Below are 14,627 nucleotides of genomic sequence, written 5' to 3' on the forward strand. Positions count from 1 at the left end.
CTAACCGATTATTTTTATTAAATAATATTAAAAAGCAAATTGTATTTCAAACTATATAATTAGATTTGTTCAATTAAACCATAGCCATCATGTCTTTTATAAACAATGTTTATATCTTCAGAATCTAAATTTCTGAATACAAAGAAGTTATGTCCTAGTAAATCCATTTGCATAATAGCATCTTCAGTAGTTATAGGCTTATCAAGGTTGAATTTCTTAACTTTTTTTATTGCATTTTCACTTTCAATATTAATATCATCATATTCATTTATATTATTGAATCTAATACTATCATTAGATCTATTTTTATTTATAAGTTGAGTTTTTAATTTTCTTATCTGCTTATATAATTTGTCGTAAACCTCATCAATAGCATTATATAAATCACTTTTAGAATCTTCTGCTCTAATTATTGTCCCATTCTTAGTAAATATAGTCACTTCAATTTTTTGACTTCTCTTAGTAACATCTAATTTTACATGTACATCCGTATCACTACTTAAATACTTTTCTAAGTTATAGAAAGTATTTTCTATTTTTCCTTTAATAGAATTTGTTAATTCGATTTTTTTTGTGACGATATTAATTTTCATAATATGTACCTCCAATATTAAATGTTTATTTTACTAATTTCATACAGATAAAATAGTAAAATTTGGTGAATTATTGATTTCTTAAAGTAGATATCTATATTCATTCTAGAAAGTATTTATCTACTTTTAAAATGATTTATACTATTATAGTAGTCTGAAAATGTTTGCATGAAAAGTCTATATTTTTACAAATTTTTCTGGTAAAATATAGATTATACGGGGTGTTTTTAATTAATATGTATATAATTAAATATTAATATTTTTTATAATCATCTATATTAAGTAAATCATTATCTGAATAAACAATATTATTTAATCACTCACTACAAACTGAGGAGATATCTAAAATTCCCATATGAACAGTTCTTTTACAGCTTTTTTTAATTCGTTTTTCGTCTTCTAAAAATATTCTTCTAAACTTTCCAATCATAGATTGCAACTATAAACTAAATTTAATTTATTAAGAGAAATTCTCAAGAAATTCATGTGACCTTTGTATGCAATACCATCTTTTTAATTTATATGTATCATCAGATTTATGAAGTAATTAACAAGCTTCAATTGTATACTAATTGTAATTTTGTAAAAGAAATCATAAAGATATCCTAAAAGAAATTTAACAAATACTTTTTAATATTTATTTAAGAATATTAAAAAGATAATTATTGATGCATTATACAAAAATGATGTTTATTACATTATTTTTTTGAGTTGAAATTTTCATATATCATATATATGTATGATTTAGAAATATTCAAAGAGTTTTATTTATTATAATAATAAATTTACTTTTAAATTTAAAAAAGTTAAAACTTTTTATTATAAATTTATGTCTAACAGTTGAAAACAAAAATGAAAGGAGTAATCATGGAAGATATACTTTTAGTGAAAAAAGCTATTAAAGGCGATAGAGAAGCCTTTGAAGATTTGATAAATATGTATTTTGATAGATTATATAAAGAGGCGTATTTAAGATGTAAACATGAGGAAGATGCAAAAGAAATAGTACAGGAAACAATTTATAAAGCTTATAGAAACATAAAAAGTTTAAAAGAACCAAAATATTTTAAAACTTGGTTAAGCAAAATTCTTATAAATGTATCAAATGATTATATGAGAAAAAATGGAATGATAGAGTTAGAACATGATGAAAATGATTATGTAAAAAAAGTACATAATGATGACCAAATAGAAATTAAAATGGACTTATATAATGCAATGGATGAGCTAGAAGATAAATATAAAGATGTAATTATTCTTAGATATATAGAGGATTTGAAAATTGAAGATATATCCAAAATTTTGGAGCGTCCAGTAAATACTATAAAGACACATATTAGAAAAGCAATAAAAGACATGAAAAATCTGTTAAAGGAGGATTACATTAATGATTGAAAAGAAAAAACACAATAATTTAGATAATGAAAATATGGATGATATGGCAATGGAAGAAATTGACAAAGAAATGAATGATTTTTATATAGATAAAGAGAAAATAGATGATATAAAATATAGCTTTGATAAAGATAGCATCATAAAGAATGCTATAGATAAAGCAGAAGGAGATATATCTAAGAGTAAAAATAAGAAAAGATATGTTAAAATAGTAGCTAGCATAGTCATTTTATTATCTATAGGAGTATATAGTCCAGCATTAGCTTATTATGTAAAGCCAGTAATGGTAGCTTTGGAAAAAATAAATGATGTTTTAAAAGTAGATGAAATAAGCGCTGCCTTAGAGTTGGACACAATAATTCCAAAGGCTGTAGTAGAGGATAATAAAATTCACTTTGTAAAAATAACGAGATACAAGGTAGATAAAAAGAAAGAAAGCAATGACAGTAATAATAAAAATACAGTTTATGATGAGTATGGAGTAGTTAATTTTATACATAAAATGTCTAATCAAATTATCAATCCAGCTGATGGCAAAAAGTTTGGAGTGATAAAGATAACTCCTAAAAACATTGAAATAGCACTAAATTCAATAAATAATATAAAAAACAAAGAGGCTAAGGAATATTTAGAAAAAGAACTTACAAAATGGAAAAATGGAAATTTTAATAATGCAGTGGAAGTACATAATTATGTATGGCATATGCTAGACGGACAAATTGGAATAGCATCAACTCTAGATAAGAAAGAGATAAATAAAATTAAAGAAAAATATTTTAAGTAAAATAAAAGTGTAGGAATTTTTATTTATGAAAAGTAATATATAAGGATGAGGGTGAATCTCATCCTTTATTTATGAAAAATTGATAAGTAATAATTATTATGGCAAAATAAATAATATGATAAAGGAGGAATTTTCATGAATATATTAATAACTAACGACGATGGAATATTTGCAGATGGAATTATAGAATTAGCAAAAGAAATATCTAAAATAGCAAATGTTTATGTAGTTGCACCAGAAAGTCAAAAAAGTGCTACGGGACATTCTATAACAATACATAGTCCTATAATGGTACAAGAAGCTTATATTTCAGATAATATAAAGGCCTATTCCATATCAGGAACACCAGCAGACTGTGTAAAAGTGGGAATAGATGCTGTATTTAAGGATATAGACTTTGATTTAGTTTTAAGTGGAATAAACAATGGTCCTAATTTGGGAACAGATGTTATATATTCAGGCACTGTGTCAGCAGCAATAGAAGGGCTTGTTTTAAATAAACCATCAATTGCAGTGTCATATAATGAATTTAAAGTTAAAAGTGAAGTCTATAAAGAAGCAGCTAAATATGTAGCTATGCTTGTAGAAAATATTAAAGATAAATTGAATTTATTTAATGACTGTATATTAAATGTAAATATACCTAATACAAAAATAAAAGGAAGTAAGATAACTAAGTTGGGAGAAAGAAAATACGATAATGTAATGGAAGAAAGGATAAGTCCTTTTGGGCAACGATATTTTTGGATAGGAGGAAATATTAGAGAATTAGATCAAGATGAAGATAGTGATATTACTTGTGTTAATGATGGTTATATTTCCATAACACCTGTCAATATTGAAATGACTAATTTTAAAAAGTTTGAAATGCTAAAAGATATAGAAATTTTATAGTAGATTTTATTAAAAGTTAGATTATATTGAAAAAATATATAGTATATAAATTTATAAAAAGTCAGTAGGTGTTTACTGGCTTTTTTATTTATAAAATATTAAATATGAATATTGAAACTGTTAAAATCAATTTAATTCCTTGACAAGTAATATTTATATGATTATAATTGATAACAATTATCAATTGTGGGTATAAATATAACGATATAGTTATTATAAATATGAAAAATCTATCAATAGTAAGTATGATTTCTAGAAAATTATTTTATTTTTATAAAGTTTTATATGTACTTAAATTATATGAAGAATGGGGGTATAGAATAATGAATACAATGATTGGAATTTTAATACCGCTTGTAGGTACTACATTAGGTGCTGCTTGTGTTTTTATAATGAAAAAAGAGATTAATGCATTAGTTAATAAAGGTTTACTTGGTTTTGCTTCAGGTGTAATGATTGCTGCCTCTGTATGGTCATTAATAATACCAGCTATTAATATGAGTAGTAATATGGGCAAATTAGCTTTTGCTCCGGCTGCAATAGGAATTCTTGTAGGCATAGGATTCATGCTTATATTAGATACGATTATTCCTCACTTGCATTATAATAATAATAAACCAGAAGGATTAAAAAGTGAAAAAATAAGAAAAACAACTATGCTCGTATTAGCAGTTGCTCTTCATAATATACCAGAGGGAATGGCAGTGGGAGTAGTGTTTGCAGGAGTTATAAGTCAAGAAAGTACAATAACTATGGCTGGAGCATTAATACTTTCAATAGGAATAGCAATTCAAAATTTTCCAGAAGGAGCCATAATTTCCATGCCATTAAGAAGTGAAGGTATGAGTAAATCAAAATCATTTCTTTATGGATTTTTATCTGGTGTAGTGGAGCCTATTGGTGCAGTATTAACTATTTTATTTTCAACAACTATTCAACCTTTAATGCCATATCTTTTATCTTTTGCTGCTGGAGCTATGATTTATGTGGTTGTAGAAGAATTAATACCAGAAGCATCTGTGGGAGAACATTCCAATATAGGAACTATTGGATTTGGATTAGGTTTTGTAATAATGATGATTTTAGATGTAGCATTAGGATAATAGATTAATTATAAAGTATTCTTAAGAAAATACAAAGAGCTAACTTGATTAAAAAATGTGCTTACAAATAACATAGTTATGTTATTGTAAGTACAGCATAACTATGTTATTTATAGATAATATATTTTCATATACTATTAATTTAAATATTATTTATTTTTAAAATATGATTTTTAAATTCATTTATGAATTTTGAATTTAAATTATTTTTATTCCATCCCATGTAAATAGATTTATAACCAATATCTTCTTTTATATTTAATATGGAAATTTCATTCGTATTTATCATAGGTGTGTTTGGAACTATAGTGATTCCTGCGCCAGCAGCTACTAATCCAACTAACATACCTGCCTCACTAGGTTGTACAGATACTTTTGGAGTATAATCAATAAATTTAGTATAAGAAATCCCTTTATTGCTGCAGCCTTTATCATAAACTACAAATAATTCATTTTTTAACTCTGAGAGTGAGACTTCAGTTTTATTTGAAAGATGGTGTGATTTTGATGTTACTAAAACATACTTTTGTTTACTAACCAATACAGTTTGAATCTCAGGATAATTATTAATACAACTAATATCATCAAAAAATCCTAAGTCAGTTTTTCTAGTGCTAAGATTATTTAAGATTTTTTCCACAGAAGTATTGTTAAATTTAAATTTAATATCTGAATGTACTTCAAGAAAACCACTAATTATAAAAGGAATAAAACTAGTTCCAACACACTCAGTATATGAAAGAGATATATTTTTTTCTTGGTCATTTTTCATATATTTTAACTCTTCAATACCTTTCTCAATATCATTTAATGCTAGCTTAGCATAATTTAAAAATACTTCTCCAAATCTGGTGATCTCAATATTTCTACCATTTTTTTCGAAAAGTGGGACATCTAACTCTTCTTCTAGTTTAGAAATAGCCTTACTAAGTGCAGGCTGTGTTACTGACAATATATTAGAAGCAGTTGTAAAGTTCTTAGTTTTTGCAATGGTTATAAAATATTCTAAATGTTGCAAGTTCATAATTATTCTCCTTAAAAATAAAAAATCAATATATATAACTAAAAGTTATTATTATATGAATAATAGCCATTAGACCTTTTTAAAATTATAGTGATATAATAACAATATATTGATTAAAAATCTAGATAAATTAGTAATTAATTATAAATTATTTTTATATATTTTATAATGAAATTATTAACTTATTAAAGCAGTAAAAATGGTGGAGGTTAAAAATGTTTAATGTAGATAAAGAAAAATGTATAGGATGTACTAAGTGTATGAAAGACTGCCCAGTAAATGATATTTTTATAGAGAATAATAAAGCTAATATAAAAAATCAAGCTTGTATGAAATGTGGTCATTGTGTAGCAGTCTGTCCAACTATGGCAATTTCAACAGATGATTATAATATGTATGATGTTGTTGAATATGAAAAGGAAAATTTTGAAGTAGTATCTGAAAATCTATTAAATTTTATAAAATTTAGAAGAAGTGTGAGAAACTTTAAAAATAAAGAAATTGAAAAAGAAAAAATAGAAAAAATAATAGAAGCAGGTAGATTCACACAAACAGCAAATAATAGTCAAGATGTATCTTATACTGTAGTTACTAATAAAATAGAAGCATTAAAAGAATTAGCTTTTGAAAGTTTAAATAAAAAAGGTGAATATATTCTTAATAATTTAACTCCTGAAACAGAATATTTAAAAAGATATGCTACTTTATGGACTAATTTTTATAAAGCATATAAAGAAGATCCAATTAAAAATGATAAATTATTTTTTAATGCACCATTAGTAATAATTGTGACCGCTAATAATGAGTTTAATGGAGCGTTAGCTTCTTCAAATATGAATCTTATGGTAGATGCTTTAGGTCTTGGAACTTTTTATAGTGGATTTTTAAAAATAGCATCTGAGAATAATAAAGAAATATTAGATTTACTAGAAATAAAAGATAATCAAAAGATTGCTGCATGCATGGTTGTAGGATATCCAAATGTTAAATATAAAAGAACAGCTCCAAGAAAAGAAGCAGAAATAAATTGGATATAAAATATTAATTTTATCGTTTTTATATTTAGTATAAATATTATGTTTCATATTATATAATAAGATATAAGTAAAGATATAAGTAAAGATATAAAGGAGAATAATATGAAATATACTAAAGAAGAAATGGATATAATAAGTGAAAAAATAGTAGAAATGATAAAAGAAAAAGAAGAAATGAGAATCGGTAAGATAGCGAAGGTGCTTATACACTCAGGTTTAGTTAATTCTAGTTATGAAGTTGATAAAGTGCTTAAATATAGAAAAGATTTATTTGTAAGTCCAAAGATGGGAATTTGGAGACTTGTAGAAAGTGAATAAAATTTATAAAGATGAGTAAGAGCTGTAAATAATTTATTTACAGCTCTTATTTATATTTATACAATAAAAGTATAAGACAAAATATGGTAAAAGGGGAAATTATGATGGAGAGTAAAAGAAAAAGGGTTAGAAAACCTGATTGGTTTAAAGTTACTTATGACAGTGAAGTAGGTAGTATAGAAAAAATGATGGAAGATGATTCACTGCATACAGTGTGCAAAGAAGCAAATTGTCCTAATAGGGGTGAATGTTATAAAAAAAGAACAGTAACGTTTATGATAATGGGGAACCAATGCTCTAGAAATTGTAAATTTTGTAATGTAACTAATGGTGAACCTACACATTTAGATCCACTTGAGCCTTTACATGTTGCGGAGTCTGTTAAAAAATTAGACTTAAAGCATGTGGTTATAACAAGTGTTACTAGAGATGATTTAGAAGATGGTGGGGCAAATCATTTTGCAAAAACTATTAAAGAGGTTAAAAAATTAAATCCGGGGGTAACAATAGAAGTTCTTATTCCTGATTTAAAAGGGAAAGATAAAAATTTAGATATAATAATAAATGCAAAGCCCGATGTTATTAATCATAATATGGAAACTATAGAGAGACTATATGAAAAAGTTAGACCAGAGGCATTATATGATAGATCTTTATATGTATTAAAATATGTAAAAGAAAATACACCGGAAATTCTTACCAAAACTGGGATTATGGTAGGTCTTGGTGAAAAAGATGAAGAGATATATAAGCTTATGGATGATGTTTTACAAGTAGGGTGTGATATTTTTACCATAGGTCAATATTTACAACCAACTAGAAAACATGTGGATGTGGAAGAATATGTTTCACTTGAGAAATTCGAAGAATATAGAAAAATTGGAGTGGAAAAAGGATTTAGATTTATAGCAAGTAGCCCATTAGTTAGAAGTTCTTATAAGGCTGCAGATGCATTGGAAGCAAAAGCAGTAGAGAGGGGATAAAACATGATTTATATAAATAGTAACTCGACTAGTCCATATTTTAACTTTGCATTGGAAGAATACTTGATGACTGAGAAGGATTTGGCAGATGATGAAATATTTTTATTTTGGAGAACAAATCCTACAGTAATGATTGGAAGATATCAAAATACATACTGTGAAATTAATGAAAAATATATAAAAGAAAACAATATAAATGTAGTAAGACGTAACTCTGGTGGAGGTACTATTTACACTGATATGGGAGCTTGGCAATTTACATTTATAGAAAATAATCATAAAGAAAATGGTATTTCTTTTGGCAAATTTACAGCACCAATTGTTCAGGCTCTTAGACAAGAAAATATTGACGCACATTTTAATAGCAGAAATGATTTATTAATAGGAAATAAAAAGTTTTCTGGAAATGCACAATATAGAAAAGATGATGTTATGTTGCACCATGGTTCTATCTTATTTAATACAGACATTAAAGCAATGGTTGAAAGTATAACTGTGGCAGAAGATAAAATTATAGCGAAGGGTATAAAATCTGTTAGAGAAAGAGTAATAAATATTAGTGAAGTAATGGATAAAAATATTACTAGTGAAGACTTTAGAGACATTATGTTAAAAAGTTTGTTAAAAGATAGCAAAGTCTATACTCTTACTGATGAAGATATTGAAGCTATAAATAAAATTAAAGAGGAAAAATTTGAATCATGGGACTGGAATTATGGTAGAAATCCAGTATTTAATATTAATAGATGGAAAAGATTTGATGGTGGAAGAGTAGATTTTAAACTTGATATAAAAAAGGGGATAATTAAAGATTGTGCTATAGAAGGCGATTTTTTTCTAACTGGTGATATTTCTAATGTAGAAAAAGCTTTTATTAATTGTAAATATGATAAAGATGATATATATAAACTCTTAGATACATTGGATATAGACAAATTTTTTTATAAAATTACTAAGGATGATTTACTTGAATGTATAATTGATTAGAGTGAAGTAATTTGTACAAGTATTAATTAATGATAAAGGAGTAGTATTTTAAGGTTATTTACTTAAAATTATTACTCCTTTTTTTACAAAATATCTATAAAAATTATTTTCGTAATATTAATATTTACAAAAATAATTTTTATAGATATTATATTAGTAATAAATACTTTATTATAAGGAGGAAGAAATATGGAGAAGAATAAATCTATTATTGATATTATTTTTACAGAATATAATAATTTTTTTGAAGCAGAAAAGAAAATTGCAGACTATATAGTAAATAATAGATCAGAACTAATCGATATGACTATTTCTGAGTTAGCAGAGTTTGCTGGTGTTAGCGAAGCAACAGTAACTAGATTTTGCAGAAAGTGTAATTTAAAGGGATTTCATCACCTGAAAATAACTTTAGCTAAGGAAGTTGTAGACTTGAAAAAAGATGAAATACCTATCTCTGGTAATGTAAGTGAGGATAATATAGCCTCTTCTCTTAATAATATTTTGTTTAATAAGATTGAAGAATTAAAACAAACAGTTTCTCTAATAGATGAAAATAATTTAAAAAAAATTTTAAATGTAATAAAAAAAGGACGAACTGTACAATTTGCAGCCGTTGGAAATACAATACCAGTAGCTTTAGATGGTTGTTATAAATTTAATCAAATTGGAATAGTAGCCGTTGCTAATACAATATGGGAAACTCAAATTGCATATACTTACAACTTATCATCAGAAGATGTGGTTATAATAATTTCGAATTCAGGAGCATCGAAGAGGTTAATTGATGTGGCTGAGGTAGCTATAAAACAAGGGGCAACAATCATAGCAATAACCAATAGTAACAATTCACCTTTGGCCAGACTTTGCAATTATCATATAAAGACAGCAACTAGAGAAAAGTTATTTTTAGAAGAATATTATTTTTCAAGAATTTCAGCTATGACTGTAATAGAGATACTTTATTTATTTTTAACTGTAGGAAAAGAAGATGTATATAAAAATCTTAGTAGGCATGAACAGTTAATTGCAGACGATAAGATTTAGGGGGAGGACAAAGCCTTGAAAAAAACTTGTGCAAAAGAAGCTTTAAAATATATTAGAAATAAGTCAATTATTGGACTTGGAGGAGGTAGTACAATTTCCCACCTTGTTTCCTATATTAAAGAAAATAAGCTTGATGTAAAAATTGTAACTCCATCATTTAACACAGAAAAACTTTGTAGGGAAAATAATTTAAATGTATTGGAGATTTCATACGTAAGCGAAGTGTCAGTCGCATTTGATGGTTGTGATGAGATTGATTATGATTTAAATGCTCTTAAGAGTTGTGGAGGTATACACACTAAAGAAAAAATAGTAGCTACGATGGCTAAGGATTATATTTTACTTGTGGATGAAAGTAAAGTGTGTGAAACACTTAAATTTAATTATCCTGTAGTTTTAGAAATAATACCTGAAAGTAAATCTATTGTTGAAAAAAGCGTAAAACAATTGGGTGGCAAGGTTAGAATGAGAAATGATAAGTTGATGGAAGTTTATTTTGATAGAAAAGATATAAAAAGTATTAAAAAGTTAGATGAAGATTTAAGAAAAATAGTTGGTGTAATTGAAACATCTCTATTTCATGATATAGCAACAAAAGCAATTGTGGTGGGAGAAAATAGAATAAAATTAATTGAATGTGAGAAAGGGGATTAATTAGGATGAATGAAAATTTTAAAGTATTAAATAATGGATTAAAAATACCTTCAATAGGTTTTGGAACTTACAAATCAGGAAGTGATGAAGAAACTGAAAAAATTGTTAAGTATGCTTTAGAAGTTGGATATAGACAAATTGATACCGCATCATTTTATGGAAATGAAGTAGGTATAGGTAATGGAATAAAAGCTAGTAAAATAAACAGAGAAGATATATTCTTAGTTACTAAACTTTGGAATGATGATCATGGATATGAAAAGGCTATAGAAGCTTTTAACAAATCATTAGAATATTTACAAGTTGAATACATAGATTTATATCTTATTCATTGGCCAAATAAATTAAATAATGAAACATGGAAGGCTTTTGAACATCTTTATGAAAGTAAAAAAGTAAAGGCAATAGGTGTTTGCAACTTTAAACAAAGTCATTTGGAAGAATTAATAAAAGATGCAAAGATAAAACCAATGGTAAATCAAGTTGAAATGCATCCGACTAATCAAAAAAATGACTTTGTAAAGTACTGTAATAAAAATGAAATTCAGCTAATCGCTTGGAGTCCAATAATGAGAGGCAAAATATTTGATAATGAACTTATGATTAACTTATCTCAAAAATATAAAAAATCAATTGCTCAAATTGTATTAAGATGGCATTTGCAAAGGGGAATTATTCCTATACCAAAATCATCAAATGAAAATAGGATAAAAGAAAACTTAGACATTTTTGATTTTGAAATCTCTAAAGAAGACATGATGAAAATTAATTTATTAGATAAAGGATATGATTCATCTGTAACAGGAGTACCAGAAAATACAACTTACCTTGATTTTAAATAAAAATTAAAGAGGATAATAGAATGAAAATAACTAAAGTAGTAAGCAATAAAAAAGAATATATAGATTTGCTTTTACTTGCAGATGAGCAGGAAAATATGATAAATAAGTACCTTGAAAAGGGAGACATGTTTCTATTGATAGATGAGGGAGTAAAAGCACAATGCGTTGTTACAAATGAAGGTAATGGAGTATATGAATTAAAAAATATAGCTACTATTCCACAATTTCAAAATAAGGGTTATGGTAAAATACTTATAAATTATATTCTTAATTATTATAAGGATTGTAATATAATGTATGTGGGAACAGGAGATAGTACTTTAACAATTCCATTTTATCAAAAGTGTGGTTTTGAAGAATCTCATAGAGTAAAAAATTTTTTCGTTGACAATTATGATCAGCCCATATTTGAAAATGGAAAACAATTAATAGACATGATTTATTTGAAGTGGAGTAGATAAATTAATGTTATAAAGGGGCATATTAAATATGCCCCTTAAAATTTACTCAACTCTCTCTATATAATTACAATTAATCTCAATATGATTTAGAAACATTAACAATCTTTCATAAAGAGGATGACAATCCTCACCATAAATACTTTCTAGATTTCTGCCTATTTCCTCAACAGTTTTTTCACCGTCTATCTGTAAAAAAACAAAACTACAATATTCATCAAGTTTAATCTTCTTATAAAGAGGTATTCTAAATTTTAACTTTCTAAAAAATTTTTGTATAGGATGATTTTGCTTTTCTAAAACAGTTACAATTTTATTATCAACCTCGTAATCTATATTATTTGAAATTTTAAATATTAATTTTAAAGCATCCTCGTTATTCATTATTCCTCATCCTTAACCTTTGACTTTAGGATAGGTATAATTGTAAGTACTATTAAGACAACTAATAATAAGGCAGCCATACCATTTCCAGCAGCAAATCCAGTAGGAGCATTTCCGCCAACTACACCAGTTACTTGACATATTATACCAATAAGTCCAAGTATAGAACCACCAGCAACTAAACCAGAAGATAAACTTATACCATTACTAACTTTAACTTCTTTATCTTTTTCGCCTTTGGATGTTTTTTCAACAAATACACGGATTAAAGCTCCTACTAAGATTATAGAAGTAGTTGCAACTGGTAAGTAGAATCCTATAGCAACTGTCATTATAGGTAAATCTAATAAGTATAGAACTATTGCCATAAATACACCAACTACAATCATAACCCATGGTAATTGGCCAGACATTATACCTGAAGTAAGCGTAGACATTAAGTTAGCTTGAGGTAGAGCAAATGGAGGGTTATCACCAGTTATTTTTAATTGATCTGTTAATAAAACTATAACAGCAACAACAACTATAACACCAACAATACTTGCTATTGTAAAATAACGTTGCATTTCGTTTTTGTTACCACCTATAACATAAGTAACTTTTTGAGATTGACAGTATCCACCAGCAATAGCTATTGAAACAACTATAAATGAGCCAAATAAAAGTAAAGATTTATTATCAACTGTAGAAGTCCATCCCATAATTACAAATACTAAAGTAACTATAACTAAAGAAGCTATTGTCATACCAGACACAGGAAGGTTAGATGTTCCTATAGTTCCTGTTAATCTACCAGCAACTATAACGAATAATAAAGATAAGATAAATGATAATATAGCTCCTATAATAGCCATTAAAATGCTTCCAGAAATAATAAATGAAGCAATAAACCCAATAATAACTCCACCTATTAAAATTAATAATTGAGTAGAAGAACCGTCACCTTTAGTAGCAGTAGCTCTTGCTTTAGCAGTTTCTTTTACTGAAGCAATTATAGTTGGTATAAGTTTTATAGCGCCAATTATACCACCACATAACATCATACCTGCACCTATGTATTTAACATAAGCACTAGAAATATCTGCAACAGCCATTTGATTTACTGCTAATGAAGCGTTGTTCCATACCATGATACCGTCTCCTGCCATCTCAGTGAAGTAACCAAGTAATGGAGTAATACCAAATACTGATAGTATAGAGCCAGCAAACATTGTTAAAGAAACATCAAGACCTACTATGAATCCAATACCTAATAATAGTGGATTAACTTCCAAATCAAATTTCCACTTATACCAAGATTTACCTGAAAAAGACATTACGTTGTTTGTTATATTTAGAAAAGCACTTGTTAGTGTATTTAAAGCACCACCTATAACAAATCCAACACCCATGTATTTTATAGAATCTCCACCACTATCTGAAGCTACCAAAGTTTCAGATATAGCCATAGACTCAGGGTAAACAAGTTGACCATGTTGATCAATAATTAAGTAATTATAAACCAGTGAAGCTATACCTATACCAAATAACACACCGCCAACACCAACAGCAAGGCCTTCTAAGAAAGAAACTTCACTACCAATTAATATAACAGATGGTAATACAAATATAAGACCACTGGCAACAGATTCACCACCACTTGACATACCTTGAATTAAGTTTTTGCCAAGTATGCCTTTTTGTTTTGCAAAAATAGCAACAAAGGCTGAACCTATAATTGCACCAGGAATTCCGGCAGCAACAGTAAGACCTGCTTTCATACCGGAGTATGCGGTAGAAGCTGAAAATATTGCAGCAAAAACAATACCAATAATAAGTACAGCAGCATTTCCACCAGTTCTTGACTTATCAGTAATATATGGAACGTAGTCCTTTCCAGCTACACCTCCATAAGCCTCTTTTGGTAATTTTTTGTTCAAATTACACACCCCCTTATTTTGTTAAATAAATTGTAGCACAGGAAAATTAATATCTTTGTTAAATTAATATACATATAACGACAAAAATATATAAAATTTTTTTTGTGGATAATATAAAAAATAATTAGCTTGTCATAATCAAGATTATTGTGTAGATATATGCAAGAAAAAAATTTAACACACAAATAAATACAAAGAATTTAATTTA

Annotated in this window: 16 protein-coding genes; 12 read left to right on the forward strand and 4 right to left on the reverse strand. The window is 26.8% G+C overall.

Annotated elements, in window-relative coordinates; all coding sequences use genetic code 11:
- Positions 1-59: 59 nt before the first annotated feature.
- A complete protein-coding gene (gene hpf, locus TEGL_RS06400; protein WP_018589371.1) occupies positions 60-593 on the reverse strand; it encodes a ribosome hibernation-promoting factor, HPF/YfiA family in 534 nt (177 codons plus the stop codon).
- Between the two features lie 867 nt (positions 594-1,460).
- Here hpf and TEGL_RS06405 point away from each other — a divergent pair.
- From TEGL_RS06405 to TEGL_RS06420, 4 genes are all read left to right on the forward strand, one after another.
- The gene (locus TEGL_RS06405) at positions 1,461-1,988 is read left to right on the forward strand and encodes a sigma-70 family RNA polymerase sigma factor (protein ID WP_018589372.1); all 528 of its coding nucleotides are present in this window, start codon (positions 1,461-1,463) and stop codon (positions 1,986-1,988) included.
- A complete protein-coding gene (locus TEGL_RS06410) occupies positions 1,981-2,772 on the forward strand; it encodes a DUF6241 domain-containing protein (protein ID WP_018589373.1) in 792 nt (263 codons plus the stop codon). Before TEGL_RS06405 ends, TEGL_RS06410 begins: the two co-directional genes overlap by 8 nt.
- Positions 2,773-2,907: 135 nt before the next feature.
- The gene (gene surE / locus TEGL_RS06415) at positions 2,908-3,666 is read left to right on the forward strand and encodes a 5'/3'-nucleotidase SurE (RefSeq protein ID WP_018589374.1); all 759 of its coding nucleotides are present in this window, start codon (positions 2,908-2,910) and stop codon (positions 3,664-3,666) included.
- Between the two features lie 323 nt (positions 3,667-3,989).
- Entirely contained in the window at positions 3,990-4,769 is a 780-nt protein-coding gene (locus tag TEGL_RS06420; protein ID WP_018589375.1) for a ZIP family metal transporter, read from the forward strand.
- Between the two features lie 142 nt (positions 4,770-4,911).
- On the opposite strand, the gene TEGL_RS06425 is transcribed toward TEGL_RS06420, so the two are convergent.
- Positions 4,912-5,793 (reverse strand): LysR substrate-binding domain-containing protein, encoded by an 882-nt coding sequence (locus TEGL_RS06425; RefSeq protein ID WP_018589376.1) that lies wholly within the window; start codon positions 5,791-5,793, stop codon positions 4,912-4,914.
- 215 nt (positions 5,794-6,008) lie between these two features.
- Between TEGL_RS06425 and TEGL_RS06430 the strand changes: the two genes are divergently transcribed.
- The 8 genes from TEGL_RS06430 (at position 6,009) to TEGL_RS06465 (ending at position 12,119) form a co-directional block, all read left to right on the forward strand.
- Positions 6,009-6,830 carry a nitroreductase family protein gene (locus tag TEGL_RS06430; protein WP_018589377.1) on the forward strand — a complete coding sequence of 274 codons (822 nt, stop codon included), beginning with the start codon at positions 6,009-6,011 and terminating at the stop codon, positions 6,828-6,830.
- 102 nt (positions 6,831-6,932) lie between these two features.
- Entirely contained in the window at positions 6,933-7,148 is a 216-nt protein-coding gene (locus tag TEGL_RS06435; protein ID WP_018589378.1) for a hypothetical protein, read from the forward strand.
- Positions 7,149-7,249: 101 nt separating this feature from the next.
- A complete protein-coding gene (lipA, locus tag TEGL_RS06440) occupies positions 7,250-8,131 on the forward strand; it encodes a lipoyl synthase (protein ID WP_242827301.1) in 882 nt (293 codons plus the stop codon).
- A gap of 3 nt (positions 8,132-8,134) precedes the next feature.
- Positions 8,135-9,118, forward strand: a complete 984-nt coding sequence (locus tag TEGL_RS06445; protein WP_018589380.1) for a lipoate--protein ligase — start codon at positions 8,135-8,137, stop codon at positions 9,116-9,118.
- Between the two features lie 189 nt (positions 9,119-9,307).
- A complete protein-coding gene (locus tag TEGL_RS06450; protein ID WP_018589381.1) occupies positions 9,308-10,162 on the forward strand; it encodes a MurR/RpiR family transcriptional regulator in 855 nt (284 codons plus the stop codon).
- Positions 10,163-10,177: 15 nt separating this feature from the next.
- Positions 10,178-10,816, forward strand: a complete 639-nt coding sequence (gene rpiA / locus TEGL_RS06455; RefSeq protein ID WP_018589382.1) for a ribose 5-phosphate isomerase A — start codon at positions 10,178-10,180, stop codon at positions 10,814-10,816.
- Between the two features lie 5 nt (positions 10,817-10,821).
- Positions 10,822-11,658, forward strand: a complete 837-nt coding sequence (locus TEGL_RS06460; RefSeq protein WP_018589383.1) for an aldo/keto reductase — start codon at positions 10,822-10,824, stop codon at positions 11,656-11,658.
- A 20-nt stretch (positions 11,659-11,678) separates the two neighbouring features.
- Entirely contained in the window at positions 11,679-12,119 is a 441-nt protein-coding gene (locus tag TEGL_RS06465) for a GNAT family N-acetyltransferase (protein ID WP_018589384.1), read from the forward strand.
- Between the two features lie 42 nt (positions 12,120-12,161).
- Here TEGL_RS06465 and TEGL_RS06470 read toward each other — a convergent pair whose 3' ends face one another.
- Both TEGL_RS06470 and TEGL_RS06475 read right to left on the reverse strand, forming a co-directional pair.
- A complete protein-coding gene (locus tag TEGL_RS06470) occupies positions 12,162-12,500 on the reverse strand; it encodes a PqqD family protein (protein ID WP_018589385.1) in 339 nt (112 codons plus the stop codon).
- On the reverse strand, positions 12,500-14,419 hold the full coding sequence (locus tag TEGL_RS06475; RefSeq protein WP_018589386.1) for an OPT family oligopeptide transporter: 1,920 nt from the start codon (positions 14,417-14,419) through the stop codon (positions 12,500-12,502). Before TEGL_RS06475 ends, TEGL_RS06470 begins: the two co-directional genes overlap by 1 nt.
- Positions 14,420-14,627: the final 208 nt, after the last annotated feature.

The sequence above is a fragment of the Terrisporobacter glycolicus ATCC 14880 = DSM 1288 genome, from assembly GCF_036812735.1.
GTDB lineage: Bacteria > Bacillota > Clostridia > Peptostreptococcales > Peptostreptococcaceae > Terrisporobacter > Terrisporobacter glycolicus.